Annotated in this window: 22 protein-coding genes and 1 other annotated feature; all 22 genes read right to left on the reverse strand. The window is 45.2% G+C overall.

The annotated features are described in order from the left end of the window. Positions 1-26: 26 nt before the first annotated feature. On the reverse strand, positions 27-317 hold the full coding sequence (rplW, locus tag MKZ12_RS26445) for a 50S ribosomal protein L23 (protein ID WP_017692077.1): 291 nt from the start codon (positions 315-317) through the stop codon (positions 27-29). After that, positions 317-940 (reverse strand): 50S ribosomal protein L4, encoded by a 624-nt coding sequence (gene rplD / locus MKZ12_RS26450; RefSeq protein ID WP_339237999.1) that lies wholly within the window; start codon positions 938-940, stop codon positions 317-319. Before rplD ends, rplW begins: the two co-directional genes overlap by 1 nt. Before the next feature lie 25 nt (positions 941-965). Further along, positions 966-1,589 carry a 50S ribosomal protein L3 gene (gene rplC / locus MKZ12_RS26455; RefSeq protein ID WP_053779208.1) on the reverse strand — a complete coding sequence of 208 codons (624 nt, stop codon included), beginning with the start codon at positions 1,587-1,589 and terminating at the stop codon, positions 966-968. Positions 1,590-1,635: 46 nt separating this feature from the next. Then, a complete protein-coding gene (gene rpsJ / locus MKZ12_RS26460; protein WP_017692074.1) occupies positions 1,636-1,944 on the reverse strand; it encodes a 30S ribosomal protein S10 in 309 nt (102 codons plus the stop codon). Between the two features lie 437 nt (positions 1,945-2,381). Beyond that, entirely contained in the window at positions 2,382-3,572 is a 1,191-nt protein-coding gene (gene tuf / locus MKZ12_RS26465; protein WP_062836181.1) for an elongation factor Tu, read from the reverse strand. Between the two features lie 95 nt (positions 3,573-3,667). Further along, the gene (gene fusA / locus MKZ12_RS26470) at positions 3,668-5,746 is read right to left on the reverse strand and encodes an elongation factor G (RefSeq protein WP_339238003.1); all 2,079 of its coding nucleotides are present in this window, start codon (positions 5,744-5,746) and stop codon (positions 3,668-3,670) included. A 48-nt stretch (positions 5,747-5,794) separates the two neighbouring features. After that, positions 5,795-6,265: a 30S ribosomal protein S7 gene (rpsG, locus tag MKZ12_RS26475; protein ID WP_018753997.1), complete on the reverse strand. Its 471-nt coding sequence runs from the start codon at positions 6,263-6,265 to the stop codon at positions 5,795-5,797. 87 nt (positions 6,266-6,352) lie between these two features. Then, positions 6,353-6,775: a 30S ribosomal protein S12 gene (gene rpsL / locus MKZ12_RS26480; RefSeq protein ID WP_017692070.1), complete on the reverse strand. Its 423-nt coding sequence runs from the start codon at positions 6,773-6,775 to the stop codon at positions 6,353-6,355. 153 nt (positions 6,776-6,928) lie between these two features. Then, a complete protein-coding gene (locus tag MKZ12_RS26485; protein WP_047841123.1) occupies positions 6,929-7,177 on the reverse strand; it encodes a ribosomal L7Ae/L30e/S12e/Gadd45 family protein in 249 nt (82 codons plus the stop codon). Between the two features lie 204 nt (positions 7,178-7,381). Continuing rightward, entirely contained in the window at positions 7,382-10,996 is a 3,615-nt protein-coding gene (gene rpoC, locus MKZ12_RS26490) for a DNA-directed RNA polymerase subunit beta' (RefSeq protein ID WP_339238005.1), read from the reverse strand. Positions 10,997-11,109: 113 nt separating this feature from the next. Next, the gene (rpoB, locus tag MKZ12_RS26495; protein WP_091039164.1) at positions 11,110-14,655 is read right to left on the reverse strand and encodes a DNA-directed RNA polymerase subunit beta; all 3,546 of its coding nucleotides are present in this window, start codon (positions 14,653-14,655) and stop codon (positions 11,110-11,112) included. 394 nt (positions 14,656-15,049) lie between these two features. Further along, on the reverse strand, positions 15,050-15,670 hold the full coding sequence (locus MKZ12_RS26500) for a class I SAM-dependent methyltransferase (RefSeq protein ID WP_339257568.1): 621 nt from the start codon (positions 15,668-15,670) through the stop codon (positions 15,050-15,052). Between the two features lie 96 nt (positions 15,671-15,766). Next, complete coding sequence (gene rplL, locus MKZ12_RS26505; RefSeq protein WP_278298116.1) at positions 15,767-16,129, reverse strand: 50S ribosomal protein L7/L12; 363 nt, start codon at positions 16,127-16,129, stop codon at positions 15,767-15,769. A gap of 72 nt (positions 16,130-16,201) precedes the next feature. Beyond that, complete coding sequence (gene rplJ / locus MKZ12_RS26510; RefSeq protein WP_278298115.1) at positions 16,202-16,705, reverse strand: 50S ribosomal protein L10; 504 nt, start codon at positions 16,703-16,705, stop codon at positions 16,202-16,204. 23 nt (positions 16,706-16,728) lie between these two features. Next, positions 16,729-16,876 (reverse strand) — a sequence feature (ribosomal protein L10 leader region). A gap of 68 nt (positions 16,877-16,944) precedes the next feature. Then, positions 16,945-17,637: a 50S ribosomal protein L1 gene (rplA, locus tag MKZ12_RS26515; protein WP_017692063.1), complete on the reverse strand. Its 693-nt coding sequence runs from the start codon at positions 17,635-17,637 to the stop codon at positions 16,945-16,947. A 94-nt stretch (positions 17,638-17,731) separates the two neighbouring features. Beyond that, positions 17,732-18,157, reverse strand: a complete 426-nt coding sequence (rplK, locus tag MKZ12_RS26520) for a 50S ribosomal protein L11 (protein WP_017692062.1) — start codon at positions 18,155-18,157, stop codon at positions 17,732-17,734. Positions 18,158-18,225: 68 nt separating this feature from the next. Beyond that, complete coding sequence (gene nusG / locus MKZ12_RS26525; protein WP_024633599.1) at positions 18,226-18,759, reverse strand: transcription termination/antitermination protein NusG; 534 nt, start codon at positions 18,757-18,759, stop codon at positions 18,226-18,228. 21 nt (positions 18,760-18,780) lie between these two features. After that, positions 18,781-18,972, reverse strand: a complete 192-nt coding sequence (gene secE, locus MKZ12_RS26530) for a preprotein translocase subunit SecE (RefSeq protein WP_017692060.1) — start codon at positions 18,970-18,972, stop codon at positions 18,781-18,783. 17 nt (positions 18,973-18,989) lie between these two features. Continuing rightward, positions 18,990-19,139, reverse strand: coding sequence for a 50S ribosomal protein L33 (gene rpmG, locus MKZ12_RS26535; RefSeq protein ID WP_072735843.1), 150 nt, complete (start codon positions 19,137-19,139; stop codon positions 18,990-18,992). Positions 19,140-19,443: 304 nt separating this feature from the next. Beyond that, complete coding sequence (gene sigH, locus MKZ12_RS26540; RefSeq protein WP_017692059.1) at positions 19,444-20,088, reverse strand: RNA polymerase sporulation sigma factor SigH; 645 nt, start codon at positions 20,086-20,088, stop codon at positions 19,444-19,446. Positions 20,089-20,259: 171 nt separating this feature from the next. Further along, a complete protein-coding gene (locus tag MKZ12_RS26545; protein WP_036607162.1) occupies positions 20,260-20,781 on the reverse strand; it encodes an NYN domain-containing protein in 522 nt (173 codons plus the stop codon). Between the two features lie 5 nt (positions 20,782-20,786). Further along, a complete protein-coding gene (rlmB, locus tag MKZ12_RS26550) occupies positions 20,787-21,533 on the reverse strand; it encodes a 23S rRNA (guanosine(2251)-2'-O)-methyltransferase RlmB (protein ID WP_339238014.1) in 747 nt (248 codons plus the stop codon). Positions 21,534-21,542: the final 9 nt, after the last annotated feature.

Below are 21,542 nucleotides of genomic sequence, written 5' to 3' on the forward strand. Positions count from 1 at the left end.
TTTCCCTCCTTACTTCAAAAATTCAATTATACAGTTTCAAAGAACTCAAGCGTTTTGCTGTCTTTTGTCAGCGTTACAAACGCTTTTTTCCATTCGCTTGTATATCCGGAATAACGTCCGTACCGTTTTGGCTTAGCTGGAACACGAAGCGTGTTCACGTTTTTCACTTTTACGTTGAAAATAGCTTCTACTGCCTTTTTGATCTCGGTTTTGTTTGCACGGATATCGACTTCAAATACATATTTCAAGTCATTCATCATGTCAGCAGTACGTTCCGTAATAATCGGACGTTTTACAATATCACGAGGATCCTTCATTACGCGAGCACCTCCTCTACCTTCTGAACTGCTTCTTTCGTAATGATCAATTTGTCGTGCGAAAGCACGTCAAGAACATTAATGCCGTCAGCAGCTACGAATTTCACGCCTGGAATATTCCGTGCGGAAAGAGCTACATTATCATCATAGCTAGGAGCTACGATCAAAGCCTTACGTCCCACTTTGAGGTTACTCAAGATGGCTGCAAATTCTTTAGTTTTAGGCGTGCTCAACGCGAGAGCGTCCAAAACGATAATGTCATTGTCAAGCACTTTGGATGAAAGGGCTGATTTGATCGCCAAACGACGAACTTTCTTAGGCAGTTTATACGCATAGCTCCGTGGTGTTGGACCAAATACGATACCGCCGCCTTTCCATTGTGGTGAACGAATTGAACCTTGACGAGCGCGACCTGTACCTTTTTGTTTCCAAGGCTTACGTCCGCCGCCACGTACTTCAGAACGTCCTTTTACTTTGTGGGTACCTTGACGAAGGGAAGCGCGTTGCATAAGAACTGCATCGTACAGAACGTGTTGGTTCGGTTCAATTCCGAAAACCGCATCATTCAATTCTACTTCGCCTACTTGGCTACCATCTACATTGTAAACTGATACTTTTGGCATTTTGTGTTCCTCCTTTCTTCAGTGGTTATTTTTTCACCGTTTCTTTAACTTTGATGAGACTGTTTTTCGGTCCAGGAATGGAACCTTTCACGAGCAACACGTTACGCTCAGCGTCTACTTTAACTACTTCAAGACGTTGAATTGTAACTGTATCATGTCCCATGTGTCCTGGCAGGCGTTTGCCTTTAGGAACGCGGTTAGCTTGGATCGAACCCATCGAACCCGGGCCACGGTGATAACGAGAACCGTGAGACATAGGTCCAGTGCTTTGTCCCCAACGCTTGATTACGCCGGCAAAACCTTTACCTTTAGAAACACCCGTTACGTCAACGAATTCGCCTTCAGCGAAAATGTCAGCTTTCAGTTCTTGGCCAACTTCATATTCAGCGATGTTGATACCGCGAACTTCACGAACGTAGCGCTTAGGGGCAGTGTTTGCTTTTTTAGCGTGACCTGCTTCTGGCTTGTTAGCATTTTTCTCTTTCTTATCGGAGTAACCGATTTGAATTGCTTCGTAGCCATCGTTCTCAATGTCTTTCTTTTGCAAAACAACACAAGGGCCTGCTTCGATAACCGTTACTGGAACAACGTTACCTTCAGGAGTAAATACTTGAGTCATTCCGAGTTTTTTTCCTAAGATTGCTTTCATGTTGACACCTCTTTTCCTCTATACATGGTCTTTGTTGTAGCTTGTATTACAATTTAATTTCGATATCTACACCGGACGGCAGATCCAAGCGCATCAAGGCATCCACAGTTTGTGGAGTCGGGTTAACGATGTCGATCAAACGCTTATGTGTGCGTTGTTCGAATTGTTCCCGAGAATCCTTGTACTTGTGCACCGCACGAAGAATAGTAATGATTTGTTTTTCAGTAGGAAGCGGAATCGGACCGGATACACCTGCACCCGAACGTTTTGCTGTTTCAACAATTTTCTCCGCGGATTGATCAAGAATTCTGTGGTCGTAAGCTTTCAAACGAATACGAATTTTTTGCTTTGCCATTTTAGTCCCTCCTTCTATCGCCCAATTTTTTATCGGACATACTCCGTGAAAATTTTCTAGCCACTGTCCCATGGCAAAGGGGCCGGGTGTGCCAGTAACCTCTCACATCATCGCAACGTCACAGAACAACATTCATTATTATATAGAAAAGATAGGCGTATTGCAAGCATATTTAAGAAAAACATTTAAACTTATCTTTTCTGATGAAATGACTTCGTTTATTGTAGTGTTTATCTTCAATATCCAGGCTGCCTTGCCAATCCTTCTAAACTCGTAAATGATGTTCATTTTATATGACGCAGGTTCCGAAACTTTACACATAATAAAAGAGTTCTTTATCCGATGTCGGATAAAGAACTCTTCCGAAGCTTCGTTACAATACAATGTTACTCGTTCCAGTACACTGTTGCATATGCTTTATTCAGCGTTAAGCCGAATTATTTTTGGATCGATGCTACGGAACCGGCACCTACTGTACGTCCACCTTCACGAATGGAGAACTTAGTTCCTTCTTCAATCGCGATTGGGGAGATCAGGGAAACAGTAACTGTGATGTTATCACCAGGCATTACCATTTCAGTACCTTCAGGCAAGTTGATGATGCCTGTTACGTCAGTTGTACGGAAGTAGAACTGTGGACGGTAACCAGTGAAGAATGGTTTGTGACGTCCGCCCTCTTCTTTAGTCAAAACGTAGATTTGAGCTGTGAATTCTGTGTGAGGCTTAACAGAACCCGGTTTAGCCAAAACTTGGCCACGCTCGATGTTGTTACGGTCAACACCACGAAGAAGTGCTCCGATGTTGTCACCTGCTTGAGCGGAATCCAGCAATTTGCGGAACATCTCAACGCCAGTTACAACAGATTTTTTAGTTTCTTCAGTGATACCAACGATTTCGATCTCTTCGCCGACTTTAACAGTACCACGCTCTACACGGCCAGTAGCAACAGTACCACGACCAGTGATAGAGAATACGTCCTCGACAGGCATCAAGAAAGGCTTGTCAGTTTGACGCTCAGGCAGTGGGATGTAAGTGTCGATTTCTTTGAACATCTCAACGATTTTTTGAGCCCATTCGCCATCTGGGTTAGCCAGTGCTTCACGAGCAGATCCACGAGTGATTGGAGTATCGTCACCTGGGAACTCATATTCGTTAAGAAGGTCGCGAACTTCCATCTCAACCAATTCCAACAACTCTTCGTCTTCAACCATGTCACATTTGTTCAAGAATACAACAATGTAAGGTACGCCTACTTGACGGGAGAGCAAGATGTGCTCACGAGTTTGTGGCATTGGGCCGTCAGCTGCGGATACTACCAAGATAGCTCCGTCCATTTGTGCCGCGCCAGTGATCATGTTTTTAACATAGTCGGCGTGACCTGGGCAGTCTACGTGAGCGTAGTGACGAGTGTCAGTTTCGTACTCAACGTGTGCTGTGGAGATAGTGATACCGCGCTCGCGCTCTTCTGGAGCTTTGTCGATTTGGTCGAATGCTACAGCAGCACCACCGTAAGTTTTGGACAATACAGTTGTGATTGCAGCAGTCAGAGTTGTTTTACCGTGATCGACGTGACCGATAGTACCGATGTTAACGTGGGGTTTATTACGTTCGTATTTAGCCTTTGCCATTTGAACGTGGCCTCCTTAAAATTATAATTTTATGTTTTCACTGAATGAAGTGCTCCGAAATGAATTCTTATGCACTTACATCCAGTGTGAGAAAACTACTCGGTGCCTTTTGTTTTGGCAACGATTTCTTCAGCGATGCTCTTAGGAACTTCTTCATAATGAGAGAGTTCCATGGAGAACACGCCGCGTCCTTGAGTACCGGAACGAAGAGTTGTAGAGTAACCAAACATTTCAGACAAAGGTACCTTAGCACGGATGATTTGAGCTCCACTACGGGAATCCATACCTTCGATGCGGCCACGACGGGAGTTCAACATACCCATTACGTCACCCATGTACTCTTCTGGAACTGTTACTTCTACTTTCATGATAGGCTCAAGCAGAACTGGTTTACACTTGTCTTTAGCCGCTTTTAGCGCCATTGATCCGGCAATTTTAAATGCCATCTCATTGGAATCGACATCATGGTAAGATCCGTCTACGATTGTAGCCTTAACGTCAACAAGCGGGAAGCCTGCGATAACACCGTTTTTCATTTGCTCTTCAATCCCTGACAGTGCAGGTTGAATGTATTCTCTAGGAACGGAACCACCGACAACCTTACTTTCGAACTGGCTGCCTGTACCCGGCTCGAGAGGTTCGAATTCAACCCATACGTGACCGTATTGACCACGACCACCGGATTGACGTACGAATTTACCTTCAACGCGCGCTGGAGCACGGAATGTTTCACGGTAAGCTACTTGTGGTTTACCCACAGTAGTTTCAACCTTGAACTCACGACGCATACGGTCGATGATGATATCAAGGTGAAGCTCACCCATACCTGCCAAGATAGTTTGACCTGTTTCTTCATCAGTATGAGCACGAAGAGTTGGATCCTCTTCAGTCAACTTACCGAGAGCAACACCCATTTTGTCTTGGTCAGCTTTGGTTTTAGGTTCAACGGCGATTTCGATAACCGGATCAGGGAAGTTCATTGACTCCAAGATAACCGGATTTTTCTCATCACATAGTGTATCACCTGTACCGGTATCTTTCAAACCTACGGCAGCTGCAATATCACCGGAGTAAACTTCAGTGATCTCTTGACGGCTGTTCGCATGCATTTGAAGGATACGACCGATACGCTCACGTTTGTTTTTAGTTGCATTCAATACATATGAACCGGATTGAAGAATACCGGAATATACGCGGAAGAATGTCAATTTACCAACGTAAGGGTCAGTCATGATTTTGAATGCCAATGCGGAGAATGGCTCTTCATCAGAGGACTTACGAACTGCTTCAGTTCCATCTTCAAGATGACCAGTGATTGAAGGTACATCTGTTGGAGCTGGCAAGTAGTCGATAACAGCATCCAACATCAGTTGAACACCTTTGTTACGATATGAGGATCCACAGATAACAGGGAAGATCTTAACATCTACAACACCTTTACGGAGAGCGCCTTTGATCTCTTCAATAGAGATTTCTTCGCCTTCCAGGTATTTCATTGTTAATTCTTCATCCAGTTCTGCAACACGCTCAATCAATTCATTACGGAGTTCTTCAACTTGCTCTTTGAATTCCGCAGGAATTTCTGTTTCTTCGATATTTTGACCAAGGTCATCTTTGTACATATGAGCCTTTTGTTCAACAATATCGATAATACCGATGAAATCATTTTCAGCGCCAATTGGAAGCTGAATCGCAACAGCGTTCGCTTGAAGGCGATCACGCATGTCGGATACAACGTTCAAGAAGTCAGCACCGATGATATCCATTTTGTTTACATATGCGATACGAGGTACGCCGTACTTGTCAGCCTGTCTCCATACAGTTTCAGACTGAGGCTCAACGCCTTCTTTCGCACTGAATACACCAACTGCTCCGTCCAATACACGAAGGGAACGTTCAACTTCAACAGTGAAGTCAACGTGTCCCGGGGTATCAATAATATTAACGCGGTGGCCTTTCCAAGCAGCGGTAGTCGCAGCGGAAGTAATCGTAATTCCGCGCTCCTGTTCCTGTTCCATCCAGTCCATTGTCGCAGCGCCTTCGTGTACTTCACCGATTTTGTGCGTACGTCCTGTGTAGAACAAGATCCGCTCAGTTGTCGTGGTTTTACCCGCATCAATATGAGCCATGATCCCGATATTACGTGTATTTTTTAAGGAGAACTCTCTAGCCATGAAATGGGTCTCCCTTCAAAATAGAAGTTTTTTATTGTGAACTGAATCCTACCAACGGTAGTGAGCAAACGCTTTGTTCGCTTCAGCCATTTTGTGCGTATCTTCACGTTTTTTAACGGAAGCGCCTGTGTTGTTGGAAGCGTCGATGATCTCAGCCGCCAAACGCTCTTCCATTGTTTTCTCACCGCGGTTGCGGGAGTAGTTCACGAGCCAACGTAGTCCCAGAGCAGTACGTCTCTCTGGTTTTACCTCGATTGGTACTTGGTAGTTGGCACCGCCGACACGGCGAGCTTTAACTTCCAGGACTGGCATGATATTCTTGATTGCTGCTTCAAATACTTCCATCGGGTCATTACCCGTACGTTCTTGAATCAACTTGAACGCATTATACAGAATGCTTTGAGCAACACCGCGTTTTCCGTCGAGCATGATGCGATTGATCAAACGAGTAACCAACTTGGAGTTGTATACCGGATCTGGCAACACGTCTCTTTTCGTAACTGGACCTTTGCGTGGCATGGATATCCCCCTTTCTTTCTTGTTCAGCAGACCCTGTACCTTCCAGACCTAAGCCAGAAGGCTTTCAGGTTCTCTGCTTATAATGGTTTAGGCTTTTTTAGCTTTTGGACGTTTTGCACCGTATTTCGAACGAGCTTGCATACGGTTGTTTACGCCTGCAGTATCGAGAGCTCCACGAACGATGTGATAACGAACCCCTGCAAGGTCTTTAACTTTACCTCCGCGGATCAATACCACACTGTGCTCTTGAAGGTTATGTCCGATTCCCGGGATATAAGCAGTTACCTCGAGACGGTTCGTCAAACGAACACGGGCATACTTACGAAGTGCAGAGTTTGGTTTACGTGGAGTCATTGTACCTACACGAGTGCAGACACCACGTTTTTGTGGGGCACTGATGTTAGTAGATTCACGTTTCAAAGCGTTGAATCCTTTTTGCAAAGCTGGAGATTTTGACTTCTCAACTTTTGCTTGACGTCCTTTACGAACCAGTTGATTGATAGTTGGCATGTGATTGCCACCCCCTTCCTCAAATATTCATGTTTCTTTATAAACCTCTTTTCGCTAAGTCCACAGACCCAGGCGGTTCATAAAAAGACAAATGAAAAGTTTTTGCCTTGGAGAATCCCTAAAAGTTCTCGGACAAAAACGTTCCTTACACTATCATTTTACGACAGCAGCCATAGCTGCTCCCACTCCAATCCCGCAAGCTTTGCCGAGATTTTTCATTGTATCCACTTTCGTGTACTTTACATTGTGTTGTTCACACAAGGCAATGATTTTGGAAGTGAGCTGCGGATCACTATCTTCTGCGACATAGACTTCAGAAGCCATACCTGTCTGCACCATCCGCATGGTCTGTTTGGTACCTATTTTGACATGAGCATCTTGCAAGGCTTTTTCATTAGACATTGTGCATTCCTCCGAATAGAACCATGTACAATCAGCTGCCCACGCACCTTTGATATATTAGCATCTAGCGCAAGCATTGTCAATGCTAATCCTAAAAGATTTTATAAAAGTTTACGTACATCAGGATTCGTCCGCCTGCACTATACAAGCGTCCGCCTCCTGACGTACAAAACTTTCTTCCTCTCTAAATGAGAAGAAATCTATTTAATCAACCGAAACTGGCTCGAGTTCTTCTACTGAAGATTGGCCATCTTCTGGCTCAGCAAACTTGATGCTGCGGTAACGGTGCATACCTGTACCTGCAGGGATCAATTTACCGATGATTACATTTTCCTTCAGACCGAGCAACTGATCGACTTTACCTTTGATCGCTGCATCTGTCAGTACACGTGTAGTTTCTTGGAACGAAGCCGCTGAGAGGAACGAGTCTGTTTCCAGGGATGCTTTCGTAATACCGAGCAGGATTGGTTTAGCAACCGCTGGCTCTTTATCACTAAGAATCGCAATTTTGTTAGCTCTTTCGTACTCATGCGTATCTACGAACGACCCTGGCAACAGCGTTGTATCCCCTGCATCTACGATGCGGATTTTACGCAGCATTTGACGGATCATAACTTCAACGTGTTTGTCATTGATTTCTACGCCTTGGTTACGGTATACGCGCTGTACTTCCTGCAAAATGTAGTTTTGTACGCCACGTACGCCTTTAATGCGCAGCATTTCTTTTGGATCGATGGAACCGTCTGTCAACTCATCACCAGCTTCAATTTCCATGCCTTCGCTTACGCGCACACGGGAACCGTAGGTAACAGAGTATACTTTGGACTCCGCTTCACCTTGAATTTCGATTTCACGACGATCTTTCGCTTCGCGAATCTCTTTAACTACACCATCAATTTCACTGATCGTTGCTTGACCTTTAGGATTACGAGCTTCAAACAACTCCTGGATACGCGGCAAACCTTGCGTAATATCGTCTCCGGCTACACCGCCGGTGTGGAACGTACGCATTGTCAACTGTGTTCCTGGCTCACCAATGGATTGTGCTGCAATAATACCAACTGCTTCACCGATCTCCACATGTTTACCTGTCGCAAGGTTACGACCGTAACACTTCTTGCAGACACCATGACTTGCACGGCAGCTGAGTACGGAACGGATTTGCAATTTGGTTACGCCCGCTTTGATGATTGCCTCTGCTTTGTCGGAGTCAATCAATTCATTACGACCTGCAATGATTTCTTTCGTTTCCGGATGACGAACTGTCTCGAAGCAGTATCTGCCTTCAATACGGTCATAGAGATCTTCAATAACCTCTTTACCATCCTGAATACGACTTACCGTAAAGCCTTTATCTGTACCACAATCATCATCACGCACGATTACGTCTTGGGCTACGTCTACGAGACGACGAGTCAGGTAACCTGAATCGGCTGTACGCAGGGCTGTATCCGCCAAACCTTTACGCGCTCCGTGAGTGGAGATAAAGTACTCGAGTACTGTCAGACCTTCACGGAAGTTCGATTTGATTGGGAGTTCGATGATTCGACCAGACGGGTTGGCCATCAGACCACGCATACCGCCCAATTGGGTGATTTGCGATTTGTTACCCCGTGCTTTGGAGTCTACCATCATCATGATCGAGTTGTAACGGTCCATGGACTTCATCAGAATCTCAGTGATGTCATCTTTGGATTTTGACCAGATATCAATGATACGGTCATAGCGCTCTTCATTCGTAATCAGACCACGACGGTACTGATTCGTAACGATTTGTGCTTTATCCTCAGACTGTCTAAGAATTTCAAACTTCTCAGGCGGAACGATAACATCAGATACCGCAACCGTGATACCGGCACGGGTAGAGTATGTGAATCCAAGTTGTTTGATTTTATCCAAAATAACGGCTGTTTCCGTTGTGTGATAAATTTCGAAACAACGTGCAATGATGGAACCGAGATATTCTTTGCCGACACCGCCAGCCAGAGGAGCATTCATAATAGCCTCTCTGAGGTCAGCACCTTTTTCATATACAAATGAGTGATCTGCAGTACCTTGGTACAGGTTCGCACGAGTCGCATCATTGATATACGGGAAGCTTGCCGGGAAAATTTCATTGAAGATAATTTTACCGATAGTAGTCAGCAACATTCCTTCTTGTTGCTCTTCCGTGAAGCTTGTTTTACCAAGCGCCTTAACCGGAATAGCTACACGAGCGTGCAGACCAGCAGTACCACGTTGGTATGCCGATACTGCTTCGTTCACTGTACGCAGAATCATACCTGTGCCCTTTTCTTCCTTGTTGTCCATAGTGAGGTAATAAGAACCAAGCACCATATCCTGGGAAGGAGTAACAACCGGTTTACCGTCTTTCGGGTTCAAAATGTTTCCTGATGCAAGCATCAGAATACGTGCTTCCGCTTGAGCTTCAGCGGACAACGGAACGTGCACGGCCATTTGGTCACCGTCAAAGTCGGCATTGTATGCCGTACATACGAGTGGGTGAAGACGAATTGCTTTACCTTCAACGAGAATCGGTTCAAACGCTTGAATACCGAGTCTGTGAAGCGTAGGGGCACGGTTCAACAGAACCGGATGCTCCTTGATTACTTCTTCAAGAACATCCCATACTTCAGGACTTACACGCTCAACTTTACGTTTCGCGCTCTTGATGTTGTGGGCAAGCCCTTTATTTACAAGCTCTTTCATAACGAAAGGCTTGAACAATTCAAGTGCCATATCTTTTGGCAGACCACACTGATACATTTTCAGATAAGGTCCGACAACGATAACGGAACGACCAGAATAGTCAACCCGTTTACCGAGCAAGTTCTGACGGAAACGTCCTTGTTTACCTTTCAGCATGTGGCTGAGGGATTTCAATGGACGGTTACCAGGACCCGTTACCGGGCGACCGCGACGACCATTATCGATCAATGCATCAACAGCTTCCTGCAACATCCGTTTTTCATTTTGCACGATAATATCTGGCGCGCCCAGATCAAGCAGACGTTTCAGACGGTTATTCCGGTTAATTACACGGCGATACAAGTCATTAAGGTCAGACGTTGCAAAACGTCCACCGTCCAACTGTACCATTGGACGAAGTTCCGGTGGGATAACAGGAAGTACATCCATGATCATCCACTCTGGCTTGTTGCCAGAGTTACGGAAAGCTTCGATAACTTCCAGACGTTTGATTGCACGATTACGACGTTGTCCTTGCGCAGTCCGGAGCTCTTCTTTCAGGAACTCGAGCTCTTTATCTATGTCAAGATCTTGAAGCAGTTTTTTAACCGCTTCTGCGCCCATGCCAGCCTGGAAACCATAACCGTATTTTTCACGGTAGCTGCGGTATTCTTTCTCGGACAACAGCTGTTTTTTCTCCAGTGGAGTTTCTCCTGGATCCGTTACAACATATGATGCAAAGTAGATAATCTCTTCAAGAGATCTTGGAGACATATCCAGAGCAAGACCCATACGGCTCGGAATACCTTTGAAGTACCAGATATGCGATACCGGAGCAGCGAGCTCAATATGGCCCATCCGTTCACGACGTACTTTCGCACGTGTTACTTCAACGCCACAACGATCACAGACAACGCCTTTATAACGAACGCGTTTGTATTTACCGCAATGACATTCCCAGTCTTTTGTAGGGCCAAAAATCTTTTCGCAGAACAGCCCTTCTTTTTCCGGTTTCAACGTACGATAGTTGATCGTTTCCGGTTTTTTCACTTCTCCGCGGGACCAAGAACGAATTTTCTCTGGGGAAGCAAGCCCGATCTTCATGTATTCGAAATTGTTGACGTCCAACAAGGAGCAACCCTCCTTAACCAATTCCTGTAATCTAGGTTACGCCCTCTCCGGCCGAAGCCGGAGCAAGACGCGAGCCTGATGAAAAACGCCGGTCATCATGCGCTCGAAGCGAATTATTCCGCTCCGACCTCTGTACCCTCAAGGTTGAGGCTGAGCTTATCGCTCGCAGCGTCATCTTCATCGTCCATTTCTCTCATTTCAATCTCTTGCTCATCTTCACTCAAAATCTTAACGTCCATACCCAAGCTTTGCAGCTCTTTGATCAATACTTTGAATGATTCAGGAACACCTGGTTCAGGAACATTCTCGCCTTTGACAATGGATTCATATGTTTTAACCCGACCAACAACATCATCGGATTTAACAGTCAAGATTTCTTGCAGTGTATAAGCAGCACCGTACGCCTCAAGCGCCCATACTTCCATCTCCCCGAAACGCTGTCCACCAAATTGGGCTTTACCACCCAATGGCTGTTGCGTAACAAGTGAGTAAGGACCCGTGGAACGGGCATGGATTTTATCATCAACCATGTGTGCCAATTTGATCATGTGCATGACACCAACGGTAACTTCACGTTCAAACTCTTCACCTGTACGACCATCATACAGGACGGTTTTACCATTACGTTGCATTCCTGCTTCTTCCATCGTATCGAAGACATCATACTCCTTCGCTCCGTCGAATACAGGAGTTGCTACGTGAATACCCAGTTGCATTGCGGCCATACCCAAGTGAACCTCAAGTACTTGACCGATATTCATCCGGGACGGTACGCCCAGTGGGTTAAGAACGATCTGAACCGGTGTACCGTCTGGCAGGAAAGGCATATCTTCTTCCGGCAAGATGCGGGCCACGACCCCTTTGTTACCATGACGTCCGGCCATTTTATCACCCTCGGAAATTTTCCGTTTTTGAGCGATATATACACGAACGAGTTGGTTAACACCTGGAGGCAGTTCATCACCGTTTTCACGGGTAAATACTTTTACGTCTACTACGATACCGTCGGTACCATGTGGTACACGCAAGGAAGTATCACGTACTTCACGTGCTTTCTCACCAAAGATCGCATGCAGGAGACGTTCTTCTGCTGTCAGCTCTGTTACACCTTTAGGTGTTACTTTACCAACCAGAATGTCGCCAGCACTGATCTCAGCACCGATGCGGATAATACCGCGCTCATCCAAGTTACGCAACGCTTCTTCCCCAACGTTAGGGATGTCACGTGTGATCTCTTCAGGTCCGAGCTTGGTATCACGTGCTTCAGACTCATACTCCTCGATATGGATGGATGTGTATACATCTTCCTTAACGAGTTTTTCACTGAGCAAGATCGCATCCTCGTAGTTGTAACCTTCCCAAGTCATGAAGGCAACAACAACGTTACGTCCCAGAGCCAATTCACCCATTTCCGTTGAAGGACCGTCAGCGAGGATATCGCCAGCTTTGACAGCAGCACCTCTTTTGACAATCGGACGCTGGTTAATGCATGTTCCTTGGTTCGAACGCATAAATTTGTGTAATTTATATTTAACGATATCGCCTTTAACTTCCTGACCGTCCACTTCTTCAACACGACGGAGCCAAATCTCGTTCGCAGAAGAACGTTCAATAATTCCGTCATAATCGGAGACAATACATACACCAGAGTCTTTTGCAGCTTTGTGCTCCATACCTGTTCCTACAAGTGGTGCTTTAGGAATCAAGAGTGGAACCGCCTGCCGCTGCATGTTAGATCCCATGAGTGCACGGTTGGAGTCATCGTTCTCAAGGAACGGGATAAGCGCTGTAGCGACGGATACAACCTGTTTAGGAGATACGTCCATGTAGTCAACTCGCTCACTCGGCATCGTAAGGATGTTATCCGACTGTTTGTTGTAACGTACAATGATCGCTTCTTCTTCAAATGTACCGTCTTCGTTCAACTTCGCATTCGCTTGCGCGATGACATAGTTGTCCTCTTCATCCGCTGTCAGGTAATCAATTTGTTCGGTCACAATACCTGTCTTCGGATCAACCCAACGATATGGAGCTTCAATGAAGCCATATTCATTCACACGGGCGAACGTTGACAAGGAGTTGATCAAACCGATGTTTGGTCCCTCTGGAGTCTCGATTGGACACATACGGCCATAGTGGGATGGATGGACGTCACGCACTTCCATACCTGCGCGCTCACGCGTCAAACCACCGGGTCCGAGTGCGGACAAACGACGTTTATGTGTCAACTCACCCAGCGGGTTCGTTTGATCCATAAACTGTGACAATTGAGAGCTACCAAAGAACTCTTTAATGGATGCAATAACAGGACGTATGTTGATCAATGCCTGTGGTGTAATGACGTTGGCATCCTGAATGGACATTCTCTCACGAACCACACGCTCCATACGGGACAAACCGATACGGAACTGGTTCTGCAGGAGTTCACCCACTGAACGCAAACGACGGTTACCCAGATGATCGATATCATCCGTGCTACCAATTCCCTGCAGAAGGTTAAGGAAATAACTGATAGACGAAATAATATCCGCCGGAGTCACGTTTTTAACGGACTTGTCAATGTTTGCATTGGCAATCAGTTTAACAACTTTACCATCTTCAGTTGGTGAGAATACATCAATCGTTTGCATAGGGATATCATTGGCATCCAAAACGCCGTTACCCACGTGATACGTGCGGAATCCAACGCTTTTCTCCAGATACGGCATGATTTCATCCAACAAACGACGATCAACCATTTGGCCTGCTTCAGCAATGATTTCACCTGTTTCAGCGTCAACAAGTGATTCAGCCAAGCGTTGGTTAAACAAACGGTTTTTGATGTGAAGTTTTTTATTCATTTTGTAACGACCTACATTAGCAAGGTCATAACGTTTTGGATCAAAGAAACGTGCTACGAGCAAGCTTTTCGCATTATCCAATGTTGGTGGCTCGCCCGGACGAAGACGCTCGTAGATCTCAATGAGTGCTTTCTCAGTGGAATCCGTGTTGTCTTTGTCCAGTGTGTTGCGGATATATTCGTCATTACCGAGCAGATCCAGAATCTCAGCATCTGTGCCAAAACCAAGTGAACGCAGGAGAACCGTAACCGGTATTTTACGTGTACGGTCGATCCGGACGTAAACAACATCCTTCGCGTCCATCTCCAGTTCGAGCCAAGCGCCGCGGTTAGGAATAACTGTAGCGGTATACGTTTTTTTGGCGTTTTTATCTACTTTGGTACTGAAGTAAACGCTAGGAGAGCGAACCAACTGGCTGACAATAACCCGTTCCGCACCATTAATAATAAATGTGCCCGTGTTGGTCATCAGCGGGAAATCTCCCATGAATACTTCCTGCTCTTTGACTTCGCCGGTTTCCTTATTAATGAGCCGGACTTTGACCCGAAGCGGTGCTGCATAAGTAACGTCACGCTCTTTCGCGTCGTCTACTGTATACTTCGGTTCACCGAGACTGTAATCGATAAATTCCAAAATCAAGTTGCCTGTGAAATCCTGGATCGGCGAGATATCCTGGAACATTTCGCGCAACCCTTCCTCCAAAAACCAATCATATGATTTTTGTTGGATTTCAATCAGGTTAGGAACTTCGAGTATCTCGTTAATTCGTGCATAACTGCGCCGAGTGCGTCGACCATATTGAACAAGATGTCCTGCCAACTTAAACTCACCCCTCAATGTCTACTCACTTTAAAAATTTCGTTGCGAACCTCTGTTTGTAACCTTATAATGGTACACATACAGAGCAAAGCAATGCATCCACAAATAAAGAAAAGCCCTTACTCGAAATGTCGTTCGAAAAAAGAGCAACTTTGATCGGCGGATGTCTTTCCAAAACATTCTTATCCCCAGTTTGCCCAAAATGTACATATTATACGCCAAACGTAGGCATAATAAGCCCGTTCGGCGTAAAAAAAGGTTGACATTTTCAGTTAGCTAAAGCCAAGTAGGGCATCTTAATACTGACATTTTACAATAATACCACGACCTGAATTTCAAGTCAATAGTCCTATTGCAAAAAAAATGATCCCCTGCTTACTTTACAAACTCGGATTCAGCTTTTAGTAGAATCCTCTTCCGATTTCATCGCTTTGAAAATCCGGTAGCCTTTATCCTTCGTCACTTCTTCCACTCTTCCAAACAAAGATTCCAACTTCGCTTTTGCTGATGGAGCCCCTTGTTTCTTCTGAATGACAATCCACAACGAACCACCTACCTTCAGATGACGATGTGCCTGTTCGAAAATAGTATGAACCGTCTCTTTCCCAGCCCGTATAGGCGGATTGGTTAAGATAACGTCAAAATCTTGCTTTTTTACTTCAGCCAGTAGATTACTTTGCAATACGGTAACATTGTTAATCCCGTTCGCTTTTGCATTTTCCATGGAAAGTTCAACGGCTCTCTCGTTGATATCGATCATGGTGACATGTCCGTCCGGTACAAGTTTGGCTGCTGTAAGACCCATCGGTCCATATCCACAACCCACATCGAGAACATGAGCCCCTGATGGCAACTCTATCGCATCAATCAATACTCTGCTGCCATAATCGATTCCGTTTTTGGAAAACACACCGGCGTCCGTCACGAATCGCAGACTGAATCCGCGAAGAATCGCTTCAGTTGCTCTGCGATCATGCGCTACTTGCGGTTTGTCCGAATAATAATGATTGGACATGTCCTCACTCACTTTCCATTTACAATTACAGCAACAAACCCCTTGATATAAGTCAAGGGGTTTGTTGTTTTGTTCATCTAGCTTATAAAAGCTAAATTATTTAACTTCGATTGTAGCGCCAGCTTCTTCAAGCTTAGCTTTAACCGCTTCTGCTTCTTCTTTAGCAACTTTTTCTTTCAATGCTTTTGGAGCGTTGTCAACCAGTTCTTTTGCTTCTTTCAGGCCAAGACCTGTGATTTCGCGAACTGCTTTGATAACGTTGATTTTGGAAGCACCAGCGTTAGTCAAGATTACGTCGAACTCGGATTGCTCAGCTTCAGCAGAAGCAGCGCCTGCACCTGCAGCAGCTACTGGAGCTGCAGCAGTTACGCCGAATTCTTCTTCGATTGCTTTAACAAGATCGTTCAATTCCAGTACAGTCATGCCTTTGATTGCTTCCAAGATTTGCTCTTTACTCATGAGTGAACCTCCATATATAATATTATTTTTTTTAATTCATTTGCCGCCTAAGCAGCGTTCAGATCAAGTTGCTTACGCGCCTTGCTCTTCTTTTTCTGCAACTGCTTTAACCGCAAGCGCGAAGTTGCGCACTGGCGCTTGAAGCACGCTGAGGAGCATGGAAAGGAGTCCATCGCGGGATGGCAATTCTGCCAACGCCTTAACTTCTTGTACTCCGATTACGCGACCTTCTACGATAGCACCTTTCAATTCCAGTGCATCGTTCTTTTTCGCGAAGTCGTTCAGAATTTTAGCGGGAGCCACAACGTCGTCTGCGCTGAATGCAATTGCAGTAGGACCTGTAAGAACACTATCGAGTTCTGTCAGTTCTGCTGCTGCAGCTGCACGGCGAAGCAACGAGTTTTTCAGCACTTGGAATTCGATCCCTGCTTCACGAAGTTGCTTACGCAACTCAGTTACTTGGGCAACGTTCAATCCGCGATAGTCAACAACAACAGTTGTAACGCTCTCGCGCAATTTTGCTGTTACTGCATCAACGGACTCTTGTTTTGCTTGAATCACTTTTGCGTTTGCCAATCTGTACACCTCCTGGTCAAATTTATCCCATTAAGAAAAGCCTCCGTAGAATCACGAAGGCTTGATATATACTCATCATCGATTTGCATCGTTCTAAGTTCTATAATCACACCTCGGCAGGAAATTAAGCCTAATGGCACCTACTGTCTACGGCAAGCATATTCAAATGTCAACGGTCAGTCACTCGGACTCACAACTTTTATATCTTATCAAAAACAGGACAAGCCTGTCAAGAGATATTATCTAAAAGCTGCTGCGTTCACGCGTGCTCCAGGGCCCATCGTGGAAGAAAGACTAACATTCTTCAGATAAACACCTTTTGCTGCCGCTGGTTTAGCACGATTCAGAGCTTCCATGAGAGCTTTGAAGTTCTCATTAAGTTGCTCAGAAGAGAAAGAAGCTTTACCAATCGGTGCATGAATTTGACCTGCACGATCCAGACGATATTCGATTTTACCGGCTTTAATTTCTTGAACAGCCTTAGTTACATCGAAAGTTACCGTTCCGGCTTTAGGGTTAGGCATCAGACCTTTACCGCCGAGCAGTCGGCCCAATTTACCTACTTCACTCATCATATCTGGTGTCGCTACGCAGACGTCGAATTCGAACCAGCCTTGTTGGATTTTGTTGATCATGTCTGCATCACCAACATAGTCCGCGCCAGCCGCTTCCGCTTCTTTCGCTTTGTCACCTTTTGCAAATACCAATACGCGTTGTGTTTTACCTGTGCCGTGTGGCAAGACAACAACACCACGTACAGCCTGGTCTTGCTTACGAGGGTCTACACCCAAACGAACTGCCGCTTCGATTGTTTCATCGAATTTTGCAGTAGCTGCCTTTTTCACAAGCTCTACAGCTTCTGAAGGCTCGTAAGTTGCTTCGCTGTCAATCAGCTTAGCAGCTTCCAGGTATTTTTTACCGTGTTTAGCCATGTTTTATTCCTCCTTTGTGGTGTTAGCGGATATACCTCCCACATCAACCGGTCGCGAATCGACCGGTTTTACGAAGCCATGTTTCTTATGAAAATTAGTCTTCGATGGTGATACCCATGCTGCGGGCAGTACCTTCGACCATACGCATAGCGGACTCAACGTCTGCTGCATTCAGGTCAGGCATTTTTGTTTCTGCGATTTGACGAACCGCATCACGTTTAACAGTAGCAACTTTTTTCTTGTTCGGTTCTCCGGATCCTTTTTCAACTTTAGCTGCCACTTTCAACAGAACTGCTGCTGGTGGAGTTTTAGTGATGAAAGTAAAGGAACGGTCTTCGAATACAGAAATTTCAACTGGAATAATCAATCCTGCTTGATCAGCTGTACGAGCGTTGAATTCTTTACAGAATGCCATGATGTTGACACCTGCTTGACCCAAAGCTGGACCTACTGGTGGCGCTGGATTTGCTTTACCTGCTGGAATCTGCAGTTTTACCATTTTGATTACCTTTTTTGCCATGATTGACACCTCCTTGCAAAATAGTGGTTAACGGGCCTTGCAGCCCTCCCACAAGAAACTTGAAGAAACTATATCTTCTCCACTTGGGTATATTCCAACTCAAGCGGTGTTTCCCGTCCAAACATGTTCACGTGCACTTTCAACTTGCTTTTGTCTACCAAAATTTCTTCCACGGAGCCTACGAAATTCGCAAAAGGACCGACTTTAATACGCACGGATTCCTTAATATCGAACTCAATTTTCGGCTTAGGTTCAACCATGCCCATGTGCTTCAGAATTTGTTCCACTTCTTCAGGCAACAAAGCAGTTGGTTTGGACCCAGAACCTGTCGAACCGACAAATCCTGTAACACCTGGTGTGTTGCGAACAACATACCAAGAATCATCCGTCTGTACCATTTCCACCAAGACATAACCCGGGTAAACTTTACGCATAACGGTTTTTTTCTTACCGTCCTTGTTTACCACTTCTTCTTCCATAGGAACAAGAACGCGGAATATCTTGTCTTCCATGCCCATAGACTCGACGCGTTTTTCCAAATTGGCCTTGACCTTGTTCTCATACCCTGAATAGGTATGAACGACGTACCATCTTTTTTCCATATCAAGCCACCGGAACCCTTCTTAAATAATCGCTTCGATCACAAAGGAGATGCCAATGTCAATGACCCAAAAAAACAGCGTCATAACCACAACAGTACCAAGTACGATCAATGTGTAGTTGGTCAGCTCTTTACGATTAGGCCAGCGAACTTTTTTAAGTTCAGCCCAGCTTTCTGAGAAAAAGGAAATCAGAGATTTGAAACTTCGTTTCACGCCGACACCTCCAAAAACTATCTGGTTTCGCGATGAGAAGTCTGCTCGTTACAAAACTTGCAAAATTTCTTCATCTCCATGCGGTCGGGGTGATTACGCTTGTTTTTTGTCGTAGTGTAATTTCTTTGTTTGCAGTTAGTACAAGCCAAAGTAATAATTACCCGCATGATGTACACCTCCCGAAGACTTCCACATTCAAGCAGAGTCTCTAAATTGATCCTGAAAAAAAGCCATAAATTTAGGCCTACCTAAAACACTTTATCACAAGGGTATAACCATGTCAATGAAAGAATAGCCTTTCATTCATTGGGTATTACTTCCGTACAACGTACATTCGTTTCGCATCTCTGTTTTTCTCTTCTCCTATACGGACCGAGCGATTACTAGTATAAACATTCTTTGATTTTATAAACTTGAGACAGTAAAAAAAGACTCAAACACCGAGCCTTTTCCATCAACGACAACATGTGTTCAATTATCTCGAACTTCCAGGTACTTTTCAAGTTTGCGCTTGACGCGCTGAAGTGCATTATCAATGGACTTCACATGTCTATCCAAATCTACTGCAATCTCTTGATAAGATCTCCCGTCCAGATACAACATCAATACTTTACGCTCCAGATCACTTAGAATCTCGGACATTTTATCTTCCAGGCCCACAAACTCTTCCTGATTGATGATTAATTCTTCCGGATCACTGACCTGGGTTCCACAAATCACATCGAGTAACGTACGATCAGACTCTTCGTCATAAATGGGCTTGTCCAGAGATACATAAGAATTAAGCGGAATATGCTTCTGACGTGTTGCTGTCTTAATCGCCGTGATAATCTGTCTTGTAATACACAGTTCAGCAAAAGCCTTGAATGAAGCCAGCTTGTCCCCTTTAAAATCTCGAATGGATTTATAGAGGCCAATCATTCCTTCTTGAATAATATCTTCCCGGTCTGCCCCAATCAGAAAATAAGATCTAGCCTTGGCGCGTACAAAGTTACGATACTTGTTAATCAAAAACTCTAACGCTTCGCTTTCGCCTTCACGGAAAGCTTCGACAATGTCTTCGTCACTTTGGTAATCATACTTAGATAACATGATATCTTTGAGGTCGACACTCACAGACAATCCCTCCGGCTGCAACGCAAGGTACCCCGTTACTCTACTCTATGAAATATAGGATCAGTATATATGATGGTACCTCACACCGTCAACCACGCTCTGCCTAAAAAAGAACATCAATAACATAAATGTCAAGAGTTTCAATATTCTAATTTTTGTAAAAACGAACTGTTATTCCCGGCGCCACCGCTCAAACTCTTTCAATACATCCGGACTCAACTTGCCCCCGAGTGTGTTACGCGTGGTCTTCGCCTGATCTTCTTCCAGTCGTTTTTTTAATTCTTTTTCGTTCTGCTCAACCTCAATGAGCAGTTCCCTTGCAGATACGCGTAGCGCTCCCTGTCCGAAAATGACATGTTGCTCTACCATATCGCTCGTAGCCACATAGATTTGGCGTCTTCGCATGCTTAGTTCCCGAACGAGTCTCTCAATGCATTCGTCTGCCGTCTCTTTTTCCTTTGTAAAATATATCTGCACTTTGCTCTGTGTAAAGGATTTACCGAGTCCAGGCACGAGGTAGGCGTCAAACACAACAATGACTCGCCGGCCGGAGAAAGCCTGATAGTCGGCAAGACGAAAGAGAAGCCTGTTGCGCGCCTCTTCTAGCCCACTTTCTGCCAGTTTGGTTAACTCCGGCCAGTCGCCAATCATGTTGTACCCGTCTACAAGAAGCACATCACGGGAATCAGCCATACCTTCTATTCCTGCGCTTGACGCGAGCGGAGCACTTCATACATGACAACACCCGCTGCCACGGAAGCATTCAAGGAGTTAATCTGACCTTGCATCGGTAATTTGATCAGTACGTCGCATTTCTCACGAATAAGTCGTCCCATTCCCTTGTTTTCATTCCCGATTACCAGTGCAACAGGGCCAGTAAAGACTCCATTACCAAAGACACCTTCATGAGCCGTGACATCTGTCCCTACAACCCATACACCTTCCTCTTTGAGGCGATCAATGGTCTGACCAAGATTACTTACACGAGCCACTGGCACGTACTCCACAGCGCCTGCTGACGTTTTGGATACCGTTGCTGTTACTGCTGCCGAGCGACGTTTGGGTACAATAACGCCATGTGCACCCGTGCAGTCCGCTGTCCGCAAAATCGACCCCAGGTTATGAGGATCTTCGATCTCATCCAGCAGAATCAGGAAAGGATGCTCATTCTTCGCTTTCGCTGCGGCAAGAATGTCTTCTACCTCCACATAAGCGTATGGTGCAGCTTGTGCAACTACCCCCTGATGCTGAATGCCTGGTACCGTTTGATCCAGCTTACGCTTGTCCACATGTTGAATGACAATACCTAGTTTTTTGGCTTCCGAGATAATAGGTTGAGTCAGATGTTTCTGTGCTGTATCGGCAATCCATATTTTATTAATGGTCCGGCCTGAACGCAGCGCCTCCGTCACGGAGTGTTTACCCGCGATCCATTCTTCTTCCATCGTTGTTCG

Source organism: Paenibacillus sp. FSL R5-0713 (assembly GCF_037973325.1).
Classification (GTDB): domain Bacteria; phylum Bacillota; class Bacilli; order Paenibacillales; family Paenibacillaceae; genus Paenibacillus.